Origin of the sequence: Dulcicalothrix desertica PCC 7102, assembly GCF_003991905.1 — a bacterium.
Taxonomy (GTDB): domain Bacteria; phylum Cyanobacteriota; class Cyanobacteriia; order Cyanobacteriales; family Nostocaceae; genus Dulcicalothrix; species Dulcicalothrix desertica.
The window spans coordinates 245,391-271,155 of record NZ_RSCL01000003.1 but is presented as its reverse complement, the minus strand read 5'-3'; the positions used below and the strand labels follow the sequence as shown (position 1 = coordinate 271,155).

The following is a 25,765-nucleotide window of genomic DNA, read 5'->3' as shown; positions in this document are numbered from 1 at the left end:
CTACTAACTTTCTCAATCATGGATTACCCTAGTAGAGGGCGTAACTATTACGCTTTGTTTTTACTTTTTAATTGAGGAAGTTTTTAATGACTGCAACATCTCCCCGACTAAAGCACGAGGTTAAAGACCTCGCCCTCGCTTCCTTGGGAAGACAGCGCATTGAGTGGGCTGGACGTGAAATGCCAGTTCTCAAACAAATTCGCGACCGTTTTGAAAAAGAGAAGCCTTTCGCTGGTATTCGTATCTCAGCTTGTTGCCACGTAACCACCGAAACAGCACATTTGGCAATTGCCTTAAAAGCAGGTGGCGCCGATGCAATACTTATTGCTAGTAACCCACTTTCGACACAAGACGACGTAGCAGCGAGCTTAGTCGAAGATTATGGTATTCCTGTATTCGCGATTAAAGGCGAAGATGAAGCAACCTATAGTCGTCACGTACAAATCGCATTAGACCACCGTCCAAACATCATTATTGATGACGGTTGTGATGTAGTAGCAACATTAATTCAACAGCGTCCCCATCAAATCGCTGACCTGATTGGTACAACAGAAGAAACCACCACAGGTATTGTACGTTTACAAGCGATGTTAAAAGATGGCGTTCTTACCTTCCCAGCAATGAACGTCAACGACGCTGACACAAAGCATTTCTTCGATAACCGTTACGGTACAGGTCAATCTACCTTAGACGGTATCATCCGTGCAACCAACGTATTACTAGCTGGTAAAACAGTAGTAGTTGCAGGTTACGGTTGGTGCGGTAAAGGTACAGCACAACGCGCTTCCGGAATGGGCGCCAATGTAATTGTCACCGAAATCGACCCAGTAAAAGCAATTGAAGCTGTAATGGACGGTTTCCGTGTAATGCCAATGGCACAAGCTGCTCCCTTGGGTGACTTATTTATCACCGTAACAGGTAACAAGCACGTCATTCGTGGCGAACACTTCGACGCTATGAAAGATGGCGCCATTGTTTGTAACTCCGGTCACTTCGACATTGAAATTGACCTCAAGTCACTTGCAAGCAAAGCAACAGAAGTTAAAGACGTTCGTCCTTTCACCCAAGAATACAAACTAAAGAGCGGTAAGTCAGTAGTAGTATTAGGTGAAGGTCGCTTAGTCAACCTAGCAGCAGCAGAAGGACACCCCAGCGCTGTAATGGACATGAGCTTCGCAAACCAAGCAATGGGCGCCGAATACCTAGTTAAAAACAAAGGTAAACTGCAACCAGGTATCCATTCCATCCCCGCAGACGTAGACAAAGAAATCGCGCGGTTGAAACTCCAAGCAATGGGTATCACTGTAGACACCCTCACCCCCGACCAAATCGAATACACCAACTCCTGGACATCAGGAACATAATTTGCACACGACATAATGTAGAGACGCGATTAATCGCGTCTCTACAATACGCAATTTTAAGGATGGGCGCCAGCTCATCCTTTTTTAGCATCTGTAATATCCGTAGGTTGGGTGGAGCGACAGCGCAACCCAACATAAACCCAACATTAATTAAACTAGACATATAATATTGTGCATTTGTAGATTACTGGCTTCGTTCCTACCCGCATAGGGTTGAAAACCCCTATGCGGCGGGGCGCAAGTCCTCTGAAAGAGGACTAAGAAAGATAGTGAAGTCAAAATCAATAATTTTAGTGAGTTAAATTCCTAATTTATATTTATAGTACTAATTATTAGTCGTACTTCTACCCGACATTTTAGATTAGACACGTTACTACAGTGGGTTCAGAGATGGATAAACGCGGTTTAGTAGTGATAGTTAGTAATAACGCAAAATAATCGTACTTCTACTACGGTAACGATTTCAACACTACTTCTAACATAAACTGCGTTTATTAACCTGCTGTAACCCAACATCGTGTTTACACTTTCTGAAGTGAGTGCTTAGAAGCTTCTGCTTCATAAGCTTTAATGATAATTTGCGATAATTTATCCAAGTCGTCTACAGAAGAAATAGTAATTTTAGATATAACTTCTGAAGCTGAAGAAGGCACTTCTTGAATTGTAAATTCTGGTGCTAGATATTTTGCTTCTTCTAGGCTTAATCGAGCGATAAATGTCTTTTTAGAAGAAGATAAGTAGAAACGGAGGAACCACCAATTAGCTTTACCAAGATTAATACTAAAGTAAGACTCAGTGTCTTTATAGTACACATCATGGTGATAATTTTTGGAGGTGGTTACAATACTCCTAATTTTATCAAAAGCTTTGAGTTCTTCTTCTGTTGTTATAATTTTCGATTCTTCGGTAACTTTAGTATCATTCGCTTCTAAAGCATCTAACTCCTCGACTTCTTCTGTGTTAGCTACTTCGCTCAATTGAATAATTTCTTGACTTAATGAGCGTGTCATTAATTCCACTAAGCTACCTTGAATAGATTTTTTAACAATCGGCTTAAACTTTTCAATCACTTTATTGGTAATTTTACCTTGAATCTGATAGTTAGGCGCCACCTTACCTAGTTCAGCGACTAAGAAACGAATAAATTCTTCAGATGGAGAACGTAAAAGATGACCAACTAACTGGGTCATTCCTTTAACGTAAACCATTTCTTCTGCATACTGATTAATCGATGCAACATCAAAATTATCTCTATGGAATAACTTAAGATTTTCTATATCTTTAGTATCATATTCAAGAATATTAAAAGTAAAAAATGGTTCCTTGTCCATGACATTTTTGTCACGCAAGTCTGTAAAGAAGCGATATTCAACACCATTCGTTACTATAGCAACCTTAGTAGTTATAAGACCATTGAAATAACGACTAAGCTGACCATCATGAGCTTCTGCTTTTTGTCCGCGAGCTTTTGCTTCTACAAGCATTACAATACTACCGTTAATGGCTATTGCATAATCAACCTTCTCAAATTGTCCTGCCTTTTTAATAGCAAAATCTGCTATATATTCAGGCTTAACTTCGCTTGGGTCATAAACATCGTAACCAAGAGTGCTTAAAAAAGGTACGATAAGCGCCATTTTTGTCGCTTCTTCTCCTACAACCTGCTCCGCTCTATTACGGACTCTTTCTGACAACTTAGCAATATCTTCTGTGAATCCCATTTTAAACCCTAATATATAATTGAAATATAAGTACATTAGCTTTCAGGCATTAAGAGAAAAACTTAAATGCCTAGAAATAATTGTGTCAATTATAACCATGAAAAAATATATAGCCAGCATATATTTATGTACTACAGCATCACTCTAGTTCACAAGCTCCAAAACATTTTGCTGTGTCATGGCTAGCAAACTCAAATTTGAAAAAGTTGCTCTAATTTCAAGATTCCCAATTTAAAGACATCAGCAACACTATTTATAAAATTTCAGTTATATCACTGCCTAGTTGTGTATATTTAGCTACTTAGAAATTGGTATTTTAGGGAGAAGCTGAGTTTTTATGCCGCAAGTGCGGATGTGAAGACAGTTTCCCACATCATTATTTTTGACCTAAAGCATTTTGGCTTCAGGGTCAAAAACTAAGCTAATATATTGGTAGGAAGAGTTTTACTACCAATGGTAAGAACATGAACGTAGAGAAATTATCTATTTCCTTGCCACCATCCTTAGTGGAGTTTATTGAAAACTACAAACTGAACAAAGGATGTAAATCTCGTTCTCAAGTAATTGAGGAAGCATTGGAATTACTGCGAAACCGGGAACTAGAAGAAGCTTACCGACTAGCTTCTGCTGAGGTTGACAGTGCTTGGGATGTGACAGTCGCGGATGGATTGGCAGATGAAACGTGGTGATATTTTTTACGCCGACCTTAGTCCTGTGGTAGGTTCAGAAATGGGTAAACGTCGTCCGGTCTTAATAGTAAGCAATAATGCAAATAATCGTACTTCCACCACAGTAACGATTTTGCCGCTTACTTCCAACGTAACGCGCGTTTATCCATTTGAAGTTTTGATTATGCCAGAGGATAGCAATTTATCTAGACCATCTAAAGCACAAGCGCAACAAGTGCGAACAATTTCTAAAGAACGTTTAACCAGCGACGTTGTGGGTAGTTTAAGTGAAGAGTTGATGTCATCAATTGATGCCGCGTTAAAATTACACTTAGGACTCGGTTTATAATATGCGCGACTTGTGGCGCCGCTTCTCCCTTATAAATTGTGGTAACATTGACGAAGTGCATATGATTATCGATAAACTTTATGCCGCGCGATTAAGTACTCGATATGTTTAGTCAGCATAAAAGCAAATTTGAATAGCGATTGTGTTTATTCTCTAGCTGTATTTAGTTCTGTTGCTAGCAATGATGCAGTTACAGGTAACTTTTGACTAATACATAAATATAAAATTTTACTTTGAGATATTGGTTAATAGCCTAAAATATAATAAGCCTGCAATTTAGACAGGAGTTTAACAATAATGCTACAAACCATTGAAGGAATTTATAAAGACGGCAAAATTGAACTGGCTACTCTAGTAAACTTGTTAAAGAGTGCATAAGATTAATATAGTTAGTGTCATGTCTGCTTCAAAAGCTTGTTTGAATAATTTTTCACCCTTCCATTTTGAAGGGCGCCACACAATACTTATACTAAACACTATTTCGTTGCAAAACCTGTATATTCCCTGACTCTAGGATTGCGGAAACCAAGTACAATATCGTTTTTTGGAATTCCTGCTGCTAGTAAATCATTAGCAACACCTTCCTCCGTATCATCATATTGAATCCAAACTTTATTACCAATTAAATCAATATGTATAGGAGTGGTGTGTAAGTAACTATCTTTATCCCAACCAATATCTAAAACTAAATAACGCCCTCGCTCATCGTCAAATAAAACTTGAGAATCATAGCAATCTGGTATTGATGCGCGATATTCGGCGTTTTCTATTAATATTTTTTTGATTATCTCTTGGTACTTCAATCTGGTATCCATTGAACTATTTCCTCCGTTATGTCATCGAATACAACTAATTTGATAATTTTATTCCTTAATAGTACTTGTCCTAACTCTATATTAAATACACTATTAAAAATTGTTGCAGTTACGGCTAGATATAATTCTCTATTATCACCCATCTCATTTAAAACTTGACGATATAAAACATATTGCCCTAGAGCTTGCTCTAAATCTTTAACATCTGATTCACCAACAAAACTCTTGACTTCAACCAGAATTTTTTAATTCCTCTTTCCACACTAATTAAACGTTCTGCTCCTAAATCAATAGATAAACGCTTATTACCTATTTTAAGAGGAAACTGCTCACGGGTAACTGTTCAGCCTGCTTTTTGTAAAGCTACTTTGACTGTATCATGGTAGATATCTTTTCTTGGCATATGGGTTTCAAATATTCATTATTATATACATTTATCTTCAGTTGTACTACGTTAAGGTCGCTTGGCTAACCTCACTGTAGGAGAATAGCATAGTGCCGTAGTAGATGAGCTTCCAATTCTTAAGCTGAAGTTGATATACTAGCTAACCTATTTTGACTTCAGGGTCAAAAACTAAGCTACTATGTTGGTAGGAAAAGTTTTACTACCAATAGTAGGAATATGAACGTAGAGAAATTATCTATATCCTTGCCACCATCTTTAGTAGAGTTTATTGAAAACTATAAACTGAGCAAAGGATGTAAGTCCCGTTCTCAAGTAATTGAGGAAGCATTGGAGTTACTGCGAAACCGGGAACTAGAAGAGCGATTACGATTAGCTTCTGCTGAGGTTGACAGTGCTTGGGATGTGACAGTTGCGGATGGATTGGCAGATGAAACGTGGTGATATTTTTTACGCCGACCTTAGTCCTGTGGTGGGTTCAGAAATGGGTAAACGTCGTCCGGTCTTGATAGTAAGCAATAATGCAAATAATCGTACTTCCACCACAGTAACAATTTTGCCGCTTACTTCTAACGTAACGCGCGTTTATCCATTTGAAGTTTTGATTTCCTCAGAAGATAGCAATTTATCCAGACCTTCTAAAGTACAAGCGCAACAAGTGCGGACAATTTCTAAAGAACGTATAACTGGTGAGGTTGTAGGTAGCTTAAGCGAAGAGTTGATGGTTTTAGTTGATGCTGCGCTAAAATTACACTTGGGACTCGGTTTATAATATGCGCGACTTGTGGCGCCACATTCTCCCTTATGTATTGTGGTAACATTGACGAAGCGCGTAAGATTATCGATAAACTTTATGCCGTGCGACCAAGTAATCGATATATTAGTCAGCATAAAAGCAAATTTGAAAAGCTTAGGCGTTCACTCTCTAGCTGTATTCGGTTCTGCTGCTAGGGATGAAGCAACTACAGATAGCGATATCGATATATTAATTGATTTAGAACCACCTATAACTTTTGACCGTTACATGGATATAAAGTTTTACTTGGAGGAACAACTGGGAAGTAGGGTAGATTTAGTAACCTGGAAAACCTTAAAGCCTCAAATCCGTGAGTCTGTAAAGAAAGAGCTAATTTATGTCATGTAATCTCAAGCTGTCTGCGCGAAGGTATTTTTTCTAGTTGTATTAAAGAGAGTTAGGCTTAATATGGCAGGACATCATAAATTTTCACGTCTTACTCAAGATTTTTCTGCTGCAAGAATTGCAAAAATAGCAGAGAAAAAAGCACAATTAAAAGAAGAGATGGCAATACACGAACTAGGTCAAGCATTAAAAATCTTTCAAGCTGATGCTTTTGAGTCACGATGATTCCCTGCCTGAACTTAGAGAAGATTTATGAATCAATATAGTATGATTATTCAGTGGAGTGATGAAGATGAGCTTTTTCTAGTTACTATCCCAGAGTTTAACGAGCGCGTCGTTATGCCTTGTACCCACGGAAAAACTCGTGAAGAAGCCATTGGTGACGGAGAAGAAGTAATAGAAATGTATTTAGAAGAGGCGCCTTATATATTGTGACTGTTTGTTGAGTTTCGACTGCTGCCATTTTGTAAAAGGCTATAATGTAAGTACAGCACAGCTTACGTGACGGGTTTATTTAGGGACGTATGGATTAACAGGTAAAGTAAAAGGGCAAATGCATTAAGATACTCGTTTACGCGCGAGAGTAACTGCCCTTATGTTTTCTGCAGTTGCTGCTATTTGACCACATACTCCTATCAAGTTACCTATTGCATCAAGCTCTTTCTCATTTTTGCTATTATATGTTGTAAGTCCAACGGCAAAGGCAATGACAAATACGTATCCTACAATTTTGAGATTGTTTACTCCTCGGTTCAAATAAATCATTGCGGCGGGTAGGAGAAGAAAGCTCAAAACTCCAGCTACCCAAGGTTCTTTTTTGGATAATTCTTCACTTCTTTCTATGTCTCTCTTAGTTGGTAGAAAAGGATTCCAAGGTGAATATTCGCTCTGATAATTAGGGTCAGTATTATTGTTCATTTAATTTTTGATATTGAAACTTACTAAGGTTGAAACAAAGCATATTTAATTTTCTATATTAGTAATTAAAACCTATAGAGGGCTGAGTGTATATACTGATTATTTGCATATCGGTATTTTCACTCGAAATTTTTCTTTCAAACTGAGCATTAGATGAATTCAGAAATGGTTAAATTCCTAATTTACACTCTAGCCATTACACATGCTTAAATATAAAAGGACAAACATATTCTAAGTGCTGATAGTGAGCAATAATAATCATTCCTAAAATGCTGATGCTGATAAGCAAACCGTGCGCTTGAAGTTACTAATAATGCAGAGAACCTAAAATAAATATTAAGATTAAGCTTAAGCTTGGCACATTAAAAATACAATTGTCAACCAACTTTACTACTCGTCCTTCAAAAAAACTTTTTGTAAAAATAAAATTTCTATATCATCGCGGCTCATACGTCCGGCAGCAATATCCAAAAATAGAGTGACGATTTCCTCATTACTCATGTCTAATTGTGCCCCATTCGTTTCTAAAAACGTTTCTGTAATAGCTGCTGCGATTCTTTTATTCCCGTCAATGAATGCATGAGCTTGGGTAAGGTGGAAAGCATAAGTCGCAGCACAAATAATTAAACTTGCTTGCTCATAATATAGTCTATTTAAGGGTGCCGCAAGTGCTGATTCTAGGGTGCCTTCGTCTCGTAGTCCTTGACTACCTCCTGTAACAGCGATTAATTGAGCATGAACGGCTATCACATCAAATTTATCTGGAAAATTCATTTTTATGATGATTCTCCTTTTGCCAATTCCTCATATGCTGACTTTCTTTTCTCAAGGACAGACTGAAACGTTTCTAGAAATTGTGTAGAGCGCTTTCTTTCTGTTTCTGGGCGGATAACTAAAGTATTGCCGACTACTTCTAACTCTACTTCACTACCAGGATTTAAGCCCAAGGCTTTAATTATTTCTTCTGGTAAGCGAATTGATACAGAATCATCTATAGTAACTGTTTTTTTTAACATATATGATAACTTGGCTTCCAATTTTACTGTACCCTATTATAAACTGTTTCCGTGCAGTCTCATGCATCAGGTAAAATTGTGCTAACAATACCAAATTTATGGTATGGGCGCCAAATATTATTTAAACATGCAAGGACAAACACTGCCCAAGCGCTGATAGCAAAGAATAGTAATCATTTTTAGCAAGAGGAACGTTGATAAAGAAACCGTGCGGTTGAAGTTACTGGTAATGGATATTACCCAAAATTAAAGCTTACGTTGGATTATATGTAATAATAGAGCTACTAAGTCAAATATAAAATACTATTAAAATGGTAACACTTCAATTACGACAATTAAGTGTGCCGCCTGGACATCGGGTAATATTCCACGATCTTAATTAATACCCAAAAGGGTATGCTAGCAAGACATATTAGTAATTTTGTGCGAAATGCTTGTTTGCTATTTTATTTTGTGAGATGCTTTGAATTCATTTTAAAGGATATTTTAAAGGTATTGAATTAAAGCATATCATTAGGAAATCCCCCCTAGCCCCCCGCGCGGAAGGGGGGAATAAGAGTCTATTTTTAAACTCCTTAATAAGAGGAGAATAAAAGGCTATTCTTAGCCCCCCTTCCGCGCGGGGGTTGGGGGGATTATAATTGTGACTCTATGGGTCAATGGCTACTGTCTTGAGTGCTTCGCGCATTCCTTGTAAATGTGTTTTGTGGTCAACTTTAACAAGTTCGGTGGAGTTGTATAAGCCGCTTAAAAGTTTGTTGTTTTCTTTTTGATTTAATTTCAATAACGCATTTACGATTTTATCGCGCTTTTCTGCTGGAACGTCATCATCTATTGCTATTCCATGTGCAGGTACGTTGGGTATTGCATGGAGAACTCGCAGCTTTTTACCTTCTTCGGCTGTAATGTAAGGTGGTTGGAGCGCATATTCTGAGACTGCTGCAACTTCTGCTTGTCCCCGTAAGACTGCTTGTAGTGCTTTACTATAGTTACCACCGTAACTGACTTGTCCAAAGAAACCATCGAGTTTGTCTCGGTTGGGCACAAATCCTTGTTTTACTAATTCGCTAACAGGGAAGATAAACCCTGAACCGGAGGTTGGCGAAGTAAACGCCATTTTTTTACCTTTGAGTTGTTGCAGAGTTTCTTTTGCTGAACCTTTGCTTTGTAGAGGACTATCTTTTGGAACGATAAATACGGAGTTATAGGTTTGCTTGCCTGAATAGCTTGGGCGAACTTCTGCTAAATATAAATTGGCGCCTGCAAGTTGTTCTGCTTTTATTGCTGGACGGCTACTCAAAAATGCAACATCTGCTTGATTTGCACGCAATGCTTCTACAGCAGCAGAGTCATCTCCTACAACTGCTTCTACTGGGCTGCCAATTTCTTTTGATAAATATGCAGCGACAGCATTCGCTTTATTCTGTAAGTCTGTTGAATCTGAACGACTGGGGAAGGCTACTTTTATCGCATTTCCAGCACTCTGAGTAGTATTTGCAGCAGGTGTTGCTACTGCGTCTGGACTACTAGGAGTATTTGTTGCTGTTTCTTGGCTACATCCAAAGGCGCCTATCGTTAACCCTAATAACGCTAAATGCGGAGCAATAGCTTTTACCACTTTCACTTGCATAACTGTACAATACCTTTTGGTGCTACTTAGTGACAATTAATTGATAATCTATATCAATATAACGATAAAAGCAATATATGTTGTTTAAAAAACATTTTAATAATGCTACACGCTAGGTAAGAGCAGCATAAGGCGCCGGGAACAGCCAATAGCTCCAAGTTGTGTATCATATAAATAACGCTTTGTCTGTTGAGGATATTTTTGAGCCATGCAAAGTATAGAAACAACCTTTAACCTTCGTTTGTGGACAGTCAAGGAATACCATCGCATGGCTGAGACTGGTATTATAGACAATTCAGAACGAGTAGAGCTTCTTGAAGGCAAAGTTATTTGGAAGAGCGCAAAGGGAACAGCACACACGTGTGCGGTTGGAAGAATTGACAAATTACTGCAAAGGCGTTTAGGGGATCGTGCGTGGATATCTGTCCAAGACCCAGTAGCTTTAAGCAAAAATTCCGAACCAGAACCTGATATAGCTGTAGTCAAAATAGACCCTTTAGATTACGCTGACCACCATCCTACACCCGAAGAAGTTTATTTGATTATCGAAGTTGCAGATAGTAGCTTAAAGTTTGACTGTGAGACCAAGGGTAAAGCTTATGCAAAAGCGAATATTGCTGATTATTGGGTACTAGATGTAATTGACCGTGAATTATATGTTTATCGGCAACCAACACAGGAAGGTTACAAAAGCAAAATTGTTTTGAGTGAAGATAAAACAATTTCACCGTTACATTTCCCTGATTTAGTAGTTAATGTTTGCGATATCTTACCACCTACCTACTAGCTAAAATATTGTGAGTATTTAATAATTACATTATGGATGATGTAAACCAATTATCACAGATTCAGCAAGAATTAGAGCAGATTAATCAGCACTTAATGAAACTGTTTCCTGTAACTCATCCACTATTCAAAGATGTTTTTGAAAATGTTGGTGCTGCTGGTTATTATATTCAGGAGTCTGTTTATTGTATTAAAGCGGTAATTAAAACAGCACAAGGTGATGAATATGATGAAGATGAAGATGAGTAAATTGATAGCTGGTTGTCCTTTATTTTATATAATTAAAACATACATTAAAAATCCCCCCTAGCCCCCCTTAATAAGGGGGGAAAGAGTTTTTTAGCTTCCATTAATTAAAGAGTGAAAAAAAAAGTATTTTTTAGCCCCCCTTATTAAGGGGGGTTGGGGGGATTTGCATTTAATTGCAGTATAAAAATATTAACAAAAAATAAGGTCGCCAATGGCAACCTTACAATTTGAGACGTGATATATCACGTCTCTACATTACATTTTTGAATTACGCGAATGCTGCGGTTTGTACGTCGTTGTTAGCGAGTAGGTCTTGCAGTTCTTCTGCGTCTACGGTTTCTTTTTCAACTAACATATCTGCTAGTTTGTCGAGGATGAGTTTGTTTTTTACTAATACTTCTTTCGCGCGTATGTAAGCTACGTCTACTAACTTACGTACTTCTTCGTCGATAGAAGCTGCTGTTTCTTCGGAGAAGTCGCGCTCGGACATGATGTCACGACCTAAGAACATGTTACCTTGCTGGCGCCCTAAAGCTACAGGTCCAAGTTTGTCGCTCATCCCGAAGCGTGTCACCATTTGACGGGCAACTCGTGCAACTTGTTGTAAGTCACCGGAAGCACCTGTGGTAACTTCTTCGTCACCAAAGATTAATTCTTCAGCAATACGTCCACCTAATGCAACAGCCATTTGGTTTTCTAAGTAGGAGCGACTGTAAAGTCCGCTGTCCATCCGGTCTTCAGAAGGAGTAAACCAAGTTAAACCACCTGCACGACCACGTGGGATAATGCTAATTTTTTGTACTGGGTCATAGTCGGGCATTAATGCACCAACTAAAGCGTGACCTGCTTCGTGGTACGCTACTAACTGCTTACGACGCTCGCTCATAACACGGTCTTTCTTCTCTGGACCTGCTAATACGCGGTCGATAGCATCGTTAATTTCGTCCATCGAAATTTCGGTGAGGTTGCGACGTGCGGCCAAAATTGCTGCTTCGTTGAGCAAGTTCGACAAGTCAGCACCAGTAAACCCAGGTGAACGACGTGCAATACGTTCGATGTCTACGTCTTTACCTAAAGTTTTACCACGTGCGTGTACTTTGAGAATTTCTACACGACCAGCGTAGTCAGGACGGTCTACTACTACCTGACGGTCGAAACGACCAGGACGTAATAAGGCTGCGTCTAATACGTCGGGACGGTTGGTAGCAGCGATGATAATAATACCTGTGTTACCTTCAAAACCATCCATTTCGGTGAGCAACTGGTTAAGGGTTTGTTCACGTTCGTCGTTACCACCACCTAAACCGGCGCCACGTTGACGACCTACTGCGTCAATTTCATCTATAAATACAATACAAGGTGCATTCGCTTTTGCTTGCTCGAACAAGTCACGTACACGAGAAGCACCTACACCAACAAACATCTCTACAAACTCTGAACCAGAGATAGAGAAGAAAGGTACACCAGCTTCACCCGCAACCGCACGTGCTAATAAGGTTTTACCTGTTCCTGGAGGTCCAACTAACAATACACCTTTAGGAATTTTGGCGCCAATAGCAGTAAAGCGGTCAGCATTTTTAAGGAAGTCTACAACTTCGTTTAATTCCAACTTCGCTTGGTCAATACCCGCAACATCACCAAAGGTAACTTGGGTTTGTGGTTCCATTTGTACCCTAGCGCGCGACTTACCAAAGTTCATCGCTTGGCTACCTGGACCATTTTGCGCTCTGCGAAGTAAAAAGAATAAACCTACTAGTAGTAATACTGGGAAGAATAAACTGCTAAGTGCCTTAAACCAGAAACCTTCATCGGTTTGAGGCAAAACGCTAATATCTACGTTTTTCTCGGTAAGCGTATTAATTAATTGTGGGTCCTCAACCAAAGTAACCAATACTTGATTACCACTTTGTGACTTAACAATAGCTTGTGTACGGTCAGCACTCAGTCTTACTTGTGCGACGTTACCTTTTTCTACTTCCTGAATAAACTGGCTATAGCGCCATGTTTCCCTGTTTTGAGGCTGCTTGTCAAAAAACGCTGTTCCCAACGCTATGACTACAATAAACAGCAGTGCGTACAGCCCTGCGCTTCTCCACTTTTTATTATTATTATTGTTGTTGTTACTATTCACCGAAGTGAGTCCTCCTGTACATTTTGTGCTGTCGCCTTGGCGCCTCTTGTTTATGAGAGAACCGCAGAGCGTTCCGAAATCAACTGGGTGTAGTTAAGAATTATGTTAACTTATCTTAAGGTATCGCAAAATGCTCTCATATTCATGTAAAAGCAAAAAAAATTCTATAACCCTCAGTCAACTTCGTTACATTAAGCTTGGCGCCTAAGTGGACACCAAACCCTTGAAGATATATTCTAGCGAGCCAACCCTTGTAGGCGCCTGAGTATGTATAGAGGGATTACACTACAAAACCACAATCTCGTAAAAATATAATCTTGTAGAAATATAATCTTGTGGAACGGGCATCCCTGCCCGTCCCATCCAAATATGTCCATCCAATGTGCCCCATCTAATATAGAGGGCGGGCAAGGATGCCCACTCCACAAGACTAAACTTAAGGCAAAACCGAGATATCAACGTTGTTAGTAGTCAAAGTATTAATTAACTCTGGGTCATCAGCTAAGTAAACAAGCTTCCTCTTAGCATCACCCTTACTCGTTACTATAACTTTAGTTCGGTCTGCACTTAACAACACACGTTCTACGGCGCCACGTTTCACTTCTTGAATAAACTTCGTATATGACCATTGTTCGAGTCGCTTATCTTTCTCATCTGTTTTTTTAGGGATAGCACTAATATCTACTTCATACCGAACTAATGTACTGATTAGGCTTGGATATTGTGGTAGATAAACAAGTTTTGTCTTCGCGTCATTTTTAAGTGTCACAAGCGCTACAGGACGGTCTTGATACACATTTATTTGTTTAATATTGGCATTTGAAGCTTCTTGAATCAAATTACTATATTTTAGCTGTTCAAATTTTTTGTCTTGCACATGAGTGCTTTCTGGTATAACAGTAATATGAACATTGTTTTTAATTAATGTTTCAATAAGCTTCGGATTTTTAACTAAATAGACTAATTGACTGTTTGAACCATTTTTTGAAATTGCGTTCAATTCAGAAACGTCTTGATTGATGGTAACGCTGGCTATATTATTCTTATCGATTTCTTGAATTAGCTTACTGTAACTCCATTGTTGATTTTCAGGAGGTTTTTCTCTTATATTTGCTTCTGTTTTCTTGTCTGTATATTCTATAACTAGAATGTCAGTCCCTTTACCCGCTGGTAAAACTGTAATGTCAACTTTATTGACAAGATAGTTAATTAGTTTAGGGTCATTAATTAAATGAACTAATTTTAGTGTTGGTTCGTTTTTATAAAAAACTAATGCAGTGTAACCATCTGAAGACATCATAGCTTGCTTGACGTTACCGTTTTTGACCTCTCGCAGCAGTTGACTATATGACCATGTTGAAAGTTTGTCATACATCGGTTGAGGTCGTTCGGGTATAACATCAATATCAATATTTTTGTCTATAAGAATATTAATTAATTCAGGGTCATCAACTAAAGTTACCCTTTTGTGTTTAGTCTCATTTTTACGAGTTACTATTGCTGTAGTACGGTCTTGGTAAAGATTAACTTTCTCGACGTTACCGTTTTCGACTTCTTGAATAAACTGACTGTAACGCCATTGTTCTAATTGCCGAATTTTATTCATTTCTTGAGGTATAGTTTGTGCAAAACTTGTCTTAACTTCAAATGCCAAATAACCAACAGCAATTATTATAGTAAATATTTTTTTAAATCTTATCATGATATTAATCCTTTTGAAACAATGCTTGTAACTTTATTAAACTTGGATGTTGGGCGCCATATGTTAATGTACCCGTATCTGTAACAACAGTATGGATAGGTATAATTTCTACTATACAATTACTGTAAGCAAGCGTTTCAAAGCTTTTAACTAACTTTATATTCCAAACGTCTTCGCGCACTACCTGATTTTGCTGAATCAAATTAGTTCTTATATACTCGCGCGCGATTCCTGGTAAAATACCCGTAGACAGGGGAGGAGTCCACCAACAGTTATCTTTCCACCCCCAAAGATTACCTGTAGTTGTTTCTAACCAGTTTCCTTTTTCGTCTATAAATATAGCTTCTTGAGAATTATGATTTTGAGCAGCATCTGTTTTCGCTAAAATTGGCGCCAGATAATTTCCTGTTTTATGACCAGGTAATGAACGATAATAATCTTGAACTACACTTGCTGTGATTCCATGTTTTTGCAATTCTTTTAAGTCAGAAGCAAGCATTCTCCCAGTTATCCACTCTTTGCCATCAGGAAACACTGTTACTCGCAATACGGGAAAATGCTGTTTCATTAATACGGCGCCATTACGTATAGAGTCCCAGTTAGGTTGCTGCCAGCTAAAATGATTTAAGGAAGTTTTAATGCGTGCGAGATGTGCTTGCCATTGTGTCAAAGGATTATCCAGAGAGTCATATACTCGCAGCGTTGTAAAAATGGTGGCGCCGTATAATAACCCTGGATTATTAATGTCTAACTCAATGGTTTGGGAATTGATGAGTTTATTATTATACCAAAAAATAGGTTTAACCTCTGTGTGTAGAAATTTACTGTGGGTATTCTTCCATTGATGTTTGATTTCCTTCAAGGGAAGTAATAAACATTAGCTTTACTCCTTCCGATGAAGATTGTTTATGCCATACATCCTTTGGCACTACAAAACATTCACCCTCTTGTAAGCTTTCAGTAATAGTTTTTTCAGGGGTTAAAATTATAACATCAACTTTCCCTTCCAAGATTTGCAGGAACTCGTCGTCTTGATGACGTTCCCAAGGGGTCATGCCTGAAAAGTGCGCTAATCCCATAATACATTGGTTAAAGTTTTGAAGCAGCATCATTGAAGCTTCTGCTTGCTCCTGAGTTACTGACGGAGAAATCACAAGTTTTGGAATGTTATGCTTTAGGTGTGTTTTCATATAAAGCTCCTAGTATTAATTATCGTTAATTTTTGCTAGTCCTCTAAAGCCATAAAAATTGTATTCAACAATTTCGTTAGCTATTTTCTCCATTTCTTGGATAGGCAAATCTTGTTTAACCATTTCTGCAAATGCTTTTAATGCAAAACGAGCAACGCTTTGGAAAAAAAACTGTGAAGGCTCTTGAAACTTTAATTCCTGATTATTCTGCCTGATGTATTTTAAAAAAGTTATACAGTTTTCAGAATATCCTTCAACTATTTTTTCTGGATAATCCTCTAAAGAAGAACCTTTTGAAAGATTGAATAAAAGATTTAGCTCATTACGGTTTCTATCACTATATTCAACAGCTAGCTTCATCCGACTTTTCTGAATATCTAATGAATCAAAGTTGATTGTAAGAGGCTGATAGTTTTTGAAATACTCTTCTACTCTGTCCAAGTCACGAGTTACATCTTTTAAAATTCTATTAAAAAGTTCATCTTTATCTTTGGCATAACTATATACATTCGATAAAGATATATTTGCTCCCAGCGCAATAGCTCTCAGGTTGGCGCCTTTAAAGCCATGCTTCAAAAATTCCTGTTTTGCTGATGCTAAAAGGCGCCTTTCTATATCTTCTTTTTTTACTTGCGGCACTTAATTCTTTATTAACGAACGTTGTTCTGTATTGATGATAATACACGAACAGTGTTCTTTAATCAATAGTCATTGTAGGGTCGCCAGTGGCGGCCTTACTATTACCTGGAACTTGGTTAGAGATGCTTCGTTCCTCAGCATGACATATGCATGATATAAGCTGCATGACATAACGGAACCTAGTCGTTTTGAGGAAATTTGATTTGATTACCTTGAGGAGTGTTGACAACTTGACCACCTAGAGCTTCAATAGCACGAATCGCACGTTTTTCTGTTTCTTTGTCAATTTGATTTTGTAGTACCATTCCCCAAGCTGAGATTTGTGCGCGTTTACTGTTGGGGTTGCGTGCGAGGAAGTTTGCTGTACCTTGAGAAATACTGGCAGAAAGTTTACTATCTTCGTCTGAATGCTTGCTTGCCCAGTCTGCTGCTGATTGAAATGATTTTCTGGCAGCTTGAGAATTTCCTAGAAATAATAGCTCATCTACTCCTTTATATCGCCATACATAGTATGAATCGAGAGGCGCCCAAGGAGTAAGTTTTTTTAAACCTTGTTCTGTAATTTTGACTGAACGTTCGGGCATTGCAGCGTACATGGATGTACTTGTGGAAAGTGCTAAATATGCCAACCGAAAGCGTGGGTCGTGTTTGAGGATAATTTCAAAGTATTCAGGACTTAAAGCATAACCTGTTTTTGCACGAACTTCATCGTCACCAAAGTATTGTAGAAAGCTGAGATACATCCAGTTGGCAAGTAAGTTATCGTAGCCAAACGAGGGTATTTTTTCCAGCAGGTTTAAACGTGCTTTTTCAGCTAGTACGTCACGTTCTAATGCTTCAGAAGATAACCCCTGCTTTGTCGCAAGCATTTTATTCATGCGTGGGTATTGAAGTGATGTTACTCCAATGACACATAATAAAGTTGCAAGTGATGTTCCTACGAATTGACGAGACAGTGCAAACATTTTGTTGGCAATAGGTACTAAATACAGTGATTACATATTTAGTGTTCCCAGAATTTCTCAAAAATTAACAAATCATCTAGCATATAATTCTGTTCGTAATATTTGCTCATTCGCTGGTAAGATTACGTAGGCAAATTTCAGATGTGTGACATATAGTAACTAACTATGAATTTTGTAATACGAATCGTAATAGCTTCAACTGTAATATTAATTAATCAAATAAATGTACCAATAAGTCTAGCTACAACACTAAGGCGAGCATATAATCCAATAACTCTGCCAATTGGTAGGGAAATTAAGGATAAATTAACAAAGTCTGATTTTCCCACTGGGTCTGGTGGTTTTGCACGCGATTTTATCATTAATTTACGTGAGGGAGACCAAATTGTTATCGACTTGAAGTCTGATAGCTTTGATACTATTGTCACCTTAATCGGCGCCAAAGGTGTAATTATTGGCGAAAACGACGATGCCGCAGAAGGAACAACTAACTCGATGTTGTTCGAGCGCATCACCAAGGCTGGAAACTATATTATTCGTGTACGTAGTTTTGGAAGTGAAGCTAGCGAGGGCGCCTTCACGTTAAAATTAACGCGATTGCGCCCAGAATAGTGGCAACGGATGATGAACGGATGTAACGGATGGGCTATGGGTTAAAAACAAAACCTAATTATTTAAAATCACTTATCCGTTACATCCGTTGTATCCGTTGCCTAAAATCTATAACTCAAAACTTGAATTGTAGTGTTTTCTGGTAAATTGCGGGGCGAAAGTGAAATTGTGTCGCTGTTACTACGTCTGATGGGTGTACCCTGCATGACAGTAAGAAACTCATCGAGTGGTGAAATGTCGCATAATTTAGGGTCAGCAGCTTGGGTACGAAAGTGGGTGGGAACTACTAGTTTAGGGTTTAATGCCTGAATTGCTTGTTTGGCTTCAGTTGCATTGTATGCTTTTGGACCACCACCTACGGGTACGAATAATATATCTGGGCGCCCAAACAAAACTTTTTGCTCGAATGACAAAGGTGCTGCTGGGGCGCCTAAATGGGTAATTTTAATACCTGCTTGGCTCCAACTCCAAGCAGCATTAATTCCAAATTGTTTTCCACCCTTACGGTCATGGTCAATTCCGACTCCTTGAAATTTGATACCCTTAAAGTCGTAAACACCAGGTTCGTAAATCAACTTAGGATTACCGGGTAAACCCTCAACTGCACCTTCATCAAAAAGTTGACTGCTAATCATAACCAAATCAGCTGCTACTTTAGGAGCGCGATACCCAGCAGTACAGCCAAGCGTCCGAAACGGATTGACTAAAATTCTGAGACCACCACCAGTAAACAAAAAACAGGTGTGACCCAACCACTGTACCGATAACCCACCAGCTTGTGCCAAAGACTTAGTCGAGTTAGCCAAAGTCGCAATTAATCCTGTAGCTAGCCCAGCGCCAGCATAGCCTATCAACTCTCTTCGTTTCATTAATTTTTTCTCGCCTGTAATTGTTCCAGAAAATTACGTAGCAACTGCTTACCAGAGGTAGTAAGAACACTCTCTGGATGAAATTGGACGCCTTCAATATGTGGATAGTTCCGATGACGCACGCCCATTATTGTGCCATCATCAATCCAAGCTGTAATTTCTAACACTTCGGGGCAGGTATCGCGGTCAATAATTAAGCTGTGATAACGAGTCGCAGTCATCGGGTTTTCGATACCTTTGAAAACACCAACCCCAGTATGCGACACTTGGGAAGTTTTGCCGTGCATAAGTTCTTTGGCTCTCGTTATATTACCGCCAAATACTTGACCAATACTTTGATGCCCTAAGCACACGCCTAAAATGGGCATCGTTTCCCCAAGTTGCTCAATTATTAATTGTGAGATACCTGCATCTTCTGGGCGCCCAGGACCTGGAGATATGACAATTCCATCAGGAGAGATAGCACGCAGTTCTTCGATTGATATTTTATCATTGCGAAAAACTTGGATATCTGCTGCAACAGGAAAATCTACTGCAAGCTCTCCTAAATATTGAACTAAGTTATATGTAAAACTATCGTAGTTATCGATGACTATTAGCACCGTGACAATAACTCCTGTATTTTATCAATCAAAGCATTGTCTATGATTCTTGCAGGATTTTAAAGCCATCTCAATACGATAATCAAATTTAATTATTCTATTAGCCTGAATCTTTATGGTGTTTATGTACTAATTGATTTCTAATTACAGTTGTGCCAGTACAAGCTTGACTAATGGAGGTAATAAAAGTGTCGCTGCAACAAGTACTGCGACTAAAGCTGAAATTAGTACGGCAGCAGCAGCACAATCTTTTGCGATTTTAGCTAGTTCATGATACGTTTGTTTTACTGTTAAATCAACTAGTGATTCAATGGCTGTGTTTACTAGCTCTAGAGCTAAAACTAAACCGCTAGTTATGGCAATTACAGCGATTTCCACACCTTGTAAATGTAATAGAAGTGAGAGTCCAATGGCTAATGTACCAACACAAACATGGATGCGAAAATTACGCTGTGTTCTAAATGCGTAACTGACACCAGCCCAAGCATACTTAAAGCTGACAAATAAATTTGAGGCAACCTTCCAGGATAGTTGCCGTTCTTCGGACACAACAGGCTCTATAGGGTTAAGTTTAGTTAGTGGTGTTAATTTCTGCGACATAGACATATAAATAGGTAATTAAGATAGCAAAATTGGTTTTAATCTAATATACGCTTAAGATGACAATCGACAAGTAAATTATGGCACTAGTACTGGTCGCTTTCATCGATATTTTGGGCGAATTATACAAAAACTTTAGACATAGGTGACAAGTTAATCAAAAATTTATCTCCAATTAACATAAATTTTATAACACTTACTTAAAGAAGCGCTCTGCCGCCGTTTGCCAAGCTGTACCTAGCACCACCTAAACCGATGCAAGCAAATCTTAACACTAATTTATATCAATAGAAATACCTATCTGATTCAGCATTGTCACTTGCTGTTTTAACATTCTTTCTAGAGATTCGTCATCCGGATGGTCCCATCCCAATAAATGTAGCAATCCATGTGCGCTTAACCACGCAAGTTCAGTTAATAGCGTATGACCTTGTTGTTGCGCTTGTAAGAATGCTGTTTCGACGGAAATAATGATATCGCCCAAGTATAAAGGTGAATCATCCTGCTCGAAATCAGGAGAGTCAACCTCCAGTGCTGCAAAAGCTAGTACATCTGTTGGTTTATCTTGGTGACGATATTGAGAGTTTAAAGAGTGAATTTCCGCGTCGTTTGTCAAACGCAATGCTATCTCATAACCTGAATGTTCTTTTGGCGCCTCAAATTGGTTAAATTCTAACCAAGCACTAAACCAATTTTCCCAAGTTTCTAAGGGAACTTGAGCATCGTTATAGATAACGCGCGTTTCTTCGCTGTCGCGAAGTTCATCAAAACAATTTTGTACACACAGTTCAACCAGCACGGTTTATTTATCAACCCCACATCACAAACATTTTTAAAGACACAAAAGCTTTAACTAACGGGTTAGGTAAGCTAGCCCAATTAATACAGCTAATAACCCCACGGTTGTTAAAGCAAAATGCTTGAGAGATGTAAGACGCTTTTGCACCATGTTTCGCATGGCGAGCTTGACGTAACTGGGTTTTGGTTCGGTAGAAGAATTACTCATAATGATTTGCTCACAAATCCTCACTATTAATGTAACAGTTTGTTGATAATATGGCGTGCCAGTTTGCCAATGTAGAGACGTTACATGTAACGTCTCTATGGGCGCCTAGGTTTCGACCAATTGATTTTCTTGTCTGAGGTAGGATTGAATAAATGGGTCGAGTTCACCGTTCATGACATCGTTGATGGCTGTGGTTTCCAAGTTGGTACGTAAATCTTTGACAAGTTGGTAAGGGTGAAATACGTAGTTACGAATTTGGTTGCCCCAAGATGCCTCAGCGATATCACCGCGAATTTCGGCAATTTCTTTGGCACGCTGTTGTTGGGCTATAACTAATAGTTTGCCTTTCAAGCGTGCGAGAGCTTTATCTTTGTTTTGTAGCTGACTGCGTTCTTCGGTACAACGTACAGCTATACCAGTAGGAAGGTGAACGATACGCACGGCAGTTTCTACTTTGTTGACGTTTTGTCCACCTTTACCACCTGACCTAGATGTGGTGATTTCTAAGTCTTTTTCTGGTATATCTAGCTGGACACTACTATCAATTTGTGGCATTACCTCAACACCAGCAAAGCTGGTTTGTCGTTTGCCGTTGGCATTAAAGGGTGATATTCGCACTAAGCGGTGCGTTCCCATTTCTGAACGTAAGTAACCGTAGGCATAACGCCCAGTAATTTCGATTGTCGCAGATTTTATTCCTGCTTCATCGCCTTCGGATTCTTCAACCAAGTTAACTTTGTAACCGTGGTCTTCACCCCAGCGAGTGTACATTCTTAGCAACATCTCCGCCCAATCCTGAGCATCTGTACCACCTGCACCTGCGTTAATTGATATTACGGCGCCTTCTTTATCGTAAGTACCAGAAAGTAACTGTTCTAATTCCCAATTATCGAGTTCACGGTTGAGCTTGTTGACAGTAGTTTCTGCTTCTTTAAGCAGTCCTTCGTCAGATTCTAACTCCAACAGTTCGACAACAGCTTTCGTATCTTCTAAATTACGGCGCCACTGTTGATACTGTGATAGGTGTGCCTTGACTTCATCAAGTTCTTGCATTGTTTGCTGCGCTTTGGTTTGGTCGTTCCAAAACTCAGGCTGCGCTGAGACTTGTTCTAAATCTTGAATTTTAGCTGTAAGTGCAGGTAGGTCAAAGATAGTCCTGGGTTTTACCCAGGCGGCGAGACAACGTTTCAATTTCGCGTTTCAGTTCCAATACGTCCATAGGACTCATTTCAATAATTGCATTTACGATTATTACACTTAATTAGTATTATGTATTGCTGGTTAACCTGGCTTTCCGCAGGAAGGCTCGTAGCATTGTATCTTGCTGCGTCACAATATCAATTTGCCCTGTCATCCCCACTTGTACTTGACAAATTTTGCCTTGCTGGTTTAGAACTAGTCGTTCCGGCGCCACGGTTACTTCATACAAAGGTATGGACGATGGTGAGGTTGGTGTAGCATCTGGTGCGATTGTTTTAACTGTTCCTGGAAGGGCGCCATAATCAGGATAAGGACAAGCTGATAAACGTAACTGAGTAATTTGACCAACGCGAATTTGGCTAATATCCTGCGTTGATACCCAAGCTTTAATTACAAGTAATGAGTTATTAGGGACAATTTGGGCAATTTCGTTACCTGGTTGCACCGTTTGCCCATTACGTAGGGTCAGTTTTGCAATGGCGCCATCAAGCATTGCCACAATCTTTGTTTTGCTCAAATCAAGTTTGACTTGGTTGAGGGTTTGGGTATCTAACATTAGTTGATTTTGCAGTTGCAACTGTTGGAGTTGGATACCAGCATGTCGTTCTTTTGCCAGAAAAGTGTCTACTTGGGCAAGTTGTAATTGGCGAATACGAATACGTTGCTCAAGTTGATTTTTTTGAGTTTGCAGTTTAGCATCATCAATACGAGCCATCACATCACCTCGGCGCACCTTTTGATGCTCTGTTACATTGATTTGTACGACCGTTCCAGTGGTTTCTGCCTGTACTAATCGCAATTCACCCAGTGGACGAACTGTTGCGGGTGCTTTAACGGTCATCCGATATTGAGCGATGGAAGAAAGTGTGCTTGCAGCAAGCATAATACCAACAATCCACACTCCTCCCCACTGCACCCAACGCTCCATAGGTGGTAAAAATTCTTGAGTTGGACAGGGCGGTTCATCAGTATTGGTAAACATTAAGATTATCCTTAAAATGAAAGTGCGTGTGTTTTCGATTGCAACGTAGAACTTAAGAAAATATGGTGTTCTCCAGGTTGGGATTGTAAATCTCTCACGGTTCCACTCGCTTTTACTTGCCCACTGTCGAGCATTACAACCCAATCAGCACGTTGAATAACAGGTGGACGATGACTAATTAAAATCGTGGTTTTACCCTGACGATGCTTTTTTAAACGCTCGATAACGTCTATTTCACTTAAGGCATCTAGGGCAGAAGTTGATTCATCAAGTATTAAAATCGGTGGTTGAGTAACAATTGCTCGTGCAAGCGCTAGTCTCTGCCGTTGTCCACCAGAAATATTGGCGCCAAATTCACCCAGTACGGTTTGATATTTATCTGGTAGTTGAGAAATAAACTCCGAAGCTCCAACCAAATCGCAAGCTTCAACAATTTGCTCAAATTCTATATCTGGGTGACAAAAACGGAAATTATCTATAATAGAGCGGCTCCAAAAGTGGGCTTCTTGGGGAACTAAAACCACAGAATGCCGCAAACAGGCTAGTGACACATCCTGTTGATTGTAACGACCATATTGAATATTGCCAGATTGGGGTGAGTAGAGTCCTGCTAGCAGTTTCACGACAGTACTTTTACCACAACCTGATTTACCTACTAGGGCGGTCATTTGCCCACCAGGGATAGTTAATGAGAAGTTTTGCAGTAAATCGAGGCGCCCAGCATGATGAAACTGTAGGTTAGCACAAGTAACATCTGTTGAAGTTGGAATATTTGCCCAAGGCTTTTTCGAGTCGTTGGCATCTTCCGGTGTAGCATCCATCACTTCGCCTAATCGTTGAATTACGACCTGAGCAATGATAAATTCGTCAACCAGAGCAATTGCAGACCCCAGAAAGCCAAAGAAGTTGCCGCTCATACCGCTGTATGCTAATAGCTGACCGATACTGAGTTGATGGTTAATCACCAAATAGCTACCTAACCACAGCAGTATTACACTGGTAAACGTCGAGAGTACCGACGTAATAGTACTGCTGTGAAGTTGCAGTTTCATCGTAATCCAACTTAGATTAGCTAACCGCCCATAATTTGATTGGTATTCTTGCCAAGCTTGTGGCGTAGCGTTACTAGTTTTAAGAACCTGAACACCCCGAAACGTTTCTACCAAAAATCCTTGATTTTCTGTCCCCAATGTTATTAGCTTCCGGGTTTTTTGACGCAATGCAGGCAGAAACAGTAAATTTACTAGTGTGATAAAAACAAATATTACAAATGAAGCAATGGTTAGTGGAAAGCTATAAAGCAGCATGAACCACAGAGAAACAATAGCAATAAAAAATTGACTAGGTAATCCTAAAACAATTTGTGAAATTAAATTATGAATAACATTAATATCAGCAATACGGCTAACAACTTCCCCGCTACGATGCGCTTCAAAGTAGCTTAGGGGTAAATGCAGCAGTTTGCGTCCATAGTCTAGAATTAATCCTAACTGAAGCCGATGTCCAAAGTGTCCTATTAGATAAGATTGAATTAACCCAATTACGTTGCGGATTGAAGTCATTACCATTACGGCAATAACTACGACGACTAAAAGCTGTGTATCTCCTCGCACCAACACATCATCTGTAAGCAATTGCATCATCATTGGTGATGCGAGTGCCATCAACCCAACCACAATATTTAGTCCAATTGCTTGAGCTAAAAGCCAACGGTCTGGTAAAACCCGTTGCAAAAATCGTCCGATACCCGTTAAATCATCAGATTGCTGTTGATTAAATCTACTTTCATCGGGTTGTAGCAATAGCATTATGCCATTTTCCCAACCTGCTAGCAATTCCTGCTGCGTTAGGTAGCGAATACCATTACCTGGGTCAGCAACAATATAGCGCTTGCCTTTTTTCCCATACAGCACAACCCAGTGATAGCCCTTCCAATGTAAAATTGCAGGCAACGGTACTTCCGACAAACGTTCGAGCATTTGATTTGTAGCTTTGATATGACGAGCATGGAATCCGAGAGTATCGGCGCCTCGACTTAGACCCAATAAACTGGTACCGCGTGAACCTGTACCAACAACTTCTCTTATTCGAGCAAGGGAAAGGCTGCGCCCGTAGTATTTAGCAACAGTGGCGATACATGCGGCACCGCAGTCTTCGAGATTATGTTGCAGAACAATTGGATAACGCATGGTTACTTCCAGTAAAAG

General features: G+C 39.3%; 32 protein-coding genes. 11 read left to right on the top strand and 21 right to left on the bottom strand.

Features of this window, described 5'->3' with window-relative positions; translation table 11 throughout:
- Positions 1–86: 86 nt before the first annotated feature.
- Positions 87–1,364 (top strand): adenosylhomocysteinase, encoded by a 1,278-nt coding sequence (gene ahcY, locus DSM106972_RS07890; protein ID WP_127080176.1) that lies wholly within the window; start codon positions 87–89, stop codon positions 1,362–1,364.
- Between the two features lie 521 nt (positions 1,365–1,885).
- Here ahcY and DSM106972_RS07885 read toward each other — a convergent pair.
- Positions 1,886–3,085, bottom strand: a complete 1,200-nt coding sequence (locus tag DSM106972_RS07885; protein WP_127080175.1) for a type I restriction endonuclease — start codon at positions 3,083–3,085, stop codon at positions 1,886–1,888.
- Positions 3,086–3,549: 464 nt separating this feature from the next.
- On the opposite strand from DSM106972_RS07885, the gene DSM106972_RS07880 reads away from it, so the two are divergent.
- Complete coding sequence (locus DSM106972_RS07880) at positions 3,550–3,774, top strand: ribbon-helix-helix domain-containing protein (RefSeq protein ID WP_096691088.1); 225 nt, start codon at positions 3,550–3,552, stop codon at positions 3,772–3,774.
- Positions 3,761–4,102 carry a type II toxin-antitoxin system PemK/MazF family toxin gene (locus DSM106972_RS07875; protein ID WP_127080174.1) on the top strand — a complete coding sequence of 114 codons (342 nt, stop codon included), beginning with the start codon at positions 3,761–3,763 and terminating at the stop codon, positions 4,100–4,102. The genes DSM106972_RS07880 and DSM106972_RS07875 overlap by 14 nt, the downstream gene beginning before the upstream one ends.
- A gap of 476 nt (positions 4,103–4,578) precedes the next feature.
- Here DSM106972_RS07875 and DSM106972_RS07870 read toward each other — a convergent pair whose 3' ends face one another.
- Together DSM106972_RS07870 and DSM106972_RS55695 are read right to left on the bottom strand one after the other, a co-directional pair.
- Positions 4,579–4,917 (bottom strand): XisI protein, encoded by a 339-nt coding sequence (locus DSM106972_RS07870; protein WP_096691087.1) that lies wholly within the window; start codon positions 4,915–4,917, stop codon positions 4,579–4,581.
- On the bottom strand, positions 4,902–5,156 hold the full coding sequence (locus DSM106972_RS55695) for an element excision factor XisH family protein (protein WP_233787798.1): 255 nt from the start codon (positions 5,154–5,156) through the stop codon (positions 4,902–4,904). Before DSM106972_RS55695 ends, DSM106972_RS07870 begins: the two co-directional genes overlap by 16 nt.
- A 383-nt stretch (positions 5,157–5,539) precedes the next feature.
- Between DSM106972_RS55695 and DSM106972_RS07860 the strand changes: the two genes are divergently transcribed.
- From DSM106972_RS07860 to DSM106972_RS07840, 5 genes are all read left to right on the top strand, one after another.
- Positions 5,540–5,764 (top strand): ribbon-helix-helix domain-containing protein, encoded by a 225-nt coding sequence (locus tag DSM106972_RS07860; RefSeq protein ID WP_096691085.1) that lies wholly within the window; start codon positions 5,540–5,542, stop codon positions 5,762–5,764.
- Positions 5,751–6,092 carry a type II toxin-antitoxin system PemK/MazF family toxin gene (locus DSM106972_RS07855; protein ID WP_127080173.1) on the top strand — a complete coding sequence of 114 codons (342 nt, stop codon included), beginning with the start codon at positions 5,751–5,753 and terminating at the stop codon, positions 6,090–6,092. Before DSM106972_RS07860 ends, DSM106972_RS07855 begins: the two co-directional genes overlap by 14 nt.
- An 81-nt stretch (positions 6,093–6,173) precedes the next feature.
- Positions 6,174–6,464 (top strand): nucleotidyltransferase family protein, encoded by a 291-nt coding sequence (locus tag DSM106972_RS07850; RefSeq protein ID WP_127080414.1) that lies wholly within the window; start codon positions 6,174–6,176, stop codon positions 6,462–6,464.
- Between the two features lie 60 nt (positions 6,465–6,524).
- Entirely contained in the window at positions 6,525–6,686 is a 162-nt protein-coding gene (locus DSM106972_RS07845) for a hypothetical protein (protein WP_233787736.1), read from the top strand.
- A 27-nt stretch (positions 6,687–6,713) separates the two neighbouring features.
- Entirely contained in the window at positions 6,714–6,896 is a 183-nt protein-coding gene (locus DSM106972_RS07840) for a type II toxin-antitoxin system HicB family antitoxin (RefSeq protein WP_127080172.1), read from the top strand.
- A gap of 123 nt (positions 6,897–7,019) precedes the next feature.
- On the opposite strand, the gene DSM106972_RS07835 is transcribed toward DSM106972_RS07840, so the two are convergent.
- The 4 genes from DSM106972_RS07835 to DSM106972_RS07815 form a co-directional block, all read right to left on the bottom strand.
- On the bottom strand, positions 7,020–7,379 hold the full coding sequence (locus DSM106972_RS07835; RefSeq protein WP_127080171.1) for a hypothetical protein: 360 nt from the start codon (positions 7,377–7,379) through the stop codon (positions 7,020–7,022).
- A 390-nt stretch (positions 7,380–7,769) separates the two neighbouring features.
- A complete protein-coding gene (locus DSM106972_RS07830; RefSeq protein WP_127080170.1) occupies positions 7,770–8,153 on the bottom strand; it encodes a type II toxin-antitoxin system death-on-curing family toxin in 384 nt (127 codons plus the stop codon).
- 2 nt (positions 8,154–8,155) lie between these two features.
- Positions 8,156–8,395, bottom strand: coding sequence for an AbrB/MazE/SpoVT family DNA-binding domain-containing protein (locus DSM106972_RS07825; RefSeq protein WP_127080169.1), 240 nt, complete (start codon positions 8,393–8,395; stop codon positions 8,156–8,158).
- Between the two features lie 649 nt (positions 8,396–9,044).
- Positions 9,045–10,025 (bottom strand): phosphate/phosphite/phosphonate ABC transporter substrate-binding protein, encoded by a 981-nt coding sequence (locus DSM106972_RS07815; RefSeq protein ID WP_127080168.1) that lies wholly within the window; start codon positions 10,023–10,025, stop codon positions 9,045–9,047.
- Between the two features lie 208 nt (positions 10,026–10,233).
- On the opposite strand from DSM106972_RS07815, the gene DSM106972_RS07810 reads away from it, so the two are divergent.
- The gene (locus DSM106972_RS07810; protein ID WP_127080167.1) at positions 10,234–10,812 is read left to right on the top strand and encodes a Uma2 family endonuclease; all 579 of its coding nucleotides are present in this window, start codon (positions 10,234–10,236) and stop codon (positions 10,810–10,812) included.
- A gap of 32 nt (positions 10,813–10,844) precedes the next feature.
- On the top strand, positions 10,845–11,060 hold the full coding sequence (locus DSM106972_RS07805; RefSeq protein ID WP_127080166.1) for a hypothetical protein: 216 nt from the start codon (positions 10,845–10,847) through the stop codon (positions 11,058–11,060).
- Between the two features lie 268 nt (positions 11,061–11,328).
- On the opposite strand, the gene ftsH3 is transcribed toward DSM106972_RS07805, so the two are convergent.
- From ftsH3 to DSM106972_RS07775, 6 genes are all read right to left on the bottom strand, one after another.
- Positions 11,329–13,191 carry an ATP-dependent zinc metalloprotease FtsH3 gene (gene ftsH3 / locus DSM106972_RS07800; protein ID WP_127080165.1) on the bottom strand — a complete coding sequence of 621 codons (1,863 nt, stop codon included), beginning with the start codon at positions 13,189–13,191 and terminating at the stop codon, positions 11,329–11,331.
- Between the two features lie 436 nt (positions 13,192–13,627).
- A complete protein-coding gene (locus DSM106972_RS07795; protein ID WP_127080164.1) occupies positions 13,628–14,893 on the bottom strand; it encodes an ATP-dependent metallopeptidase FtsH/Yme1/Tma family protein in 1,266 nt (421 codons plus the stop codon).
- Positions 14,894–14,897: 4 nt separating this feature from the next.
- The gene (locus DSM106972_RS07790; RefSeq protein WP_233787797.1) at positions 14,898–15,746 is read right to left on the bottom strand and encodes an aminotransferase class IV; all 849 of its coding nucleotides are present in this window, start codon (positions 15,744–15,746) and stop codon (positions 14,898–14,900) included.
- Complete coding sequence (locus DSM106972_RS07785; protein WP_127080163.1) at positions 15,715–16,083, bottom strand: cupin domain-containing protein; 369 nt, start codon at positions 16,081–16,083, stop codon at positions 15,715–15,717. Before DSM106972_RS07785 ends, DSM106972_RS07790 begins: the two co-directional genes overlap by 32 nt.
- Positions 16,084–16,098: 15 nt before the next feature.
- Positions 16,099–16,722 (bottom strand): TetR/AcrR family transcriptional regulator, encoded by a 624-nt coding sequence (locus tag DSM106972_RS07780; RefSeq protein ID WP_127080162.1) that lies wholly within the window; start codon positions 16,720–16,722, stop codon positions 16,099–16,101.
- 179 nt (positions 16,723–16,901) lie between these two features.
- Positions 16,902–17,687 (bottom strand): hypothetical protein, encoded by a 786-nt coding sequence (locus tag DSM106972_RS07775; protein ID WP_127080161.1) that lies wholly within the window; start codon positions 17,685–17,687, stop codon positions 16,902–16,904.
- Positions 17,688–17,852: 165 nt separating this feature from the next.
- Here DSM106972_RS07775 and DSM106972_RS07770 point away from each other — a divergent pair, with 165 nt between their 5' ends.
- On the top strand, positions 17,853–18,299 hold the full coding sequence (locus tag DSM106972_RS07770; protein ID WP_127080160.1) for a PPC domain-containing protein: 447 nt from the start codon (positions 17,853–17,855) through the stop codon (positions 18,297–18,299).
- A gap of 101 nt (positions 18,300–18,400) precedes the next feature.
- Here the strand turns inward: DSM106972_RS07770 and DSM106972_RS07765 are convergent, their stop codons facing one another.
- The 8 genes from DSM106972_RS07765 to DSM106972_RS07730 all read right to left on the bottom strand — a co-directional run bounded on the left by DSM106972_RS07765 (position 18,401) and on the right by DSM106972_RS07730 (position 25,747).
- A complete protein-coding gene (locus DSM106972_RS07765) occupies positions 18,401–19,168 on the bottom strand; it encodes an MBL fold metallo-hydrolase (protein ID WP_127080159.1) in 768 nt (255 codons plus the stop codon).
- Complete coding sequence (locus DSM106972_RS07760) at positions 19,168–19,770, bottom strand: anthranilate synthase component II (protein WP_127080158.1); 603 nt, start codon at positions 19,768–19,770, stop codon at positions 19,168–19,170. The genes DSM106972_RS07765 and DSM106972_RS07760 overlap by 1 nt, the downstream gene beginning before the upstream one ends.
- A gap of 144 nt (positions 19,771–19,914) precedes the next feature.
- The gene (locus tag DSM106972_RS07755) at positions 19,915–20,370 is read right to left on the bottom strand and encodes a diacylglycerol kinase family protein (protein WP_127080157.1); all 456 of its coding nucleotides are present in this window, start codon (positions 20,368–20,370) and stop codon (positions 19,915–19,917) included.
- A 274-nt stretch (positions 20,371–20,644) separates the two neighbouring features.
- A complete protein-coding gene (gene ybeY / locus DSM106972_RS07750) occupies positions 20,645–21,169 on the bottom strand; it encodes an rRNA maturation RNase YbeY (protein ID WP_127080156.1) in 525 nt (174 codons plus the stop codon).
- Between the two features lie 54 nt (positions 21,170–21,223).
- Complete coding sequence (locus DSM106972_RS07745; protein WP_073617305.1) at positions 21,224–21,376, bottom strand: DUF3285 domain-containing protein; 153 nt, start codon at positions 21,374–21,376, stop codon at positions 21,224–21,226.
- Positions 21,377–21,481: 105 nt separating this feature from the next.
- Positions 21,482–22,595 (bottom strand): peptide chain release factor 2 gene (gene prfB, locus DSM106972_RS07740; protein ID WP_127080412.1). Its coding sequence is split into 2 segments (ribosomal slippage): positions 21,482–22,522 and positions 22,524–22,595, totalling 1,113 coding nucleotides; the frame shifts between segments, so codons are not numbered across the junction.
- 48 nt (positions 22,596–22,643) lie between these two features.
- Positions 22,644–23,558, bottom strand: a complete 915-nt coding sequence (locus tag DSM106972_RS07735) for an HlyD family secretion protein (RefSeq protein ID WP_127080155.1) — start codon at positions 23,556–23,558, stop codon at positions 22,644–22,646.
- Between the two features lie 11 nt (positions 23,559–23,569).
- Positions 23,570–25,747 carry a peptidase domain-containing ABC transporter gene (locus tag DSM106972_RS07730; protein ID WP_127080154.1) on the bottom strand — a complete coding sequence of 726 codons (2,178 nt, stop codon included), beginning with the start codon at positions 25,745–25,747 and terminating at the stop codon, positions 23,570–23,572.
- Between the last annotated feature and the right edge of the window lie 18 nt (positions 25,748–25,765).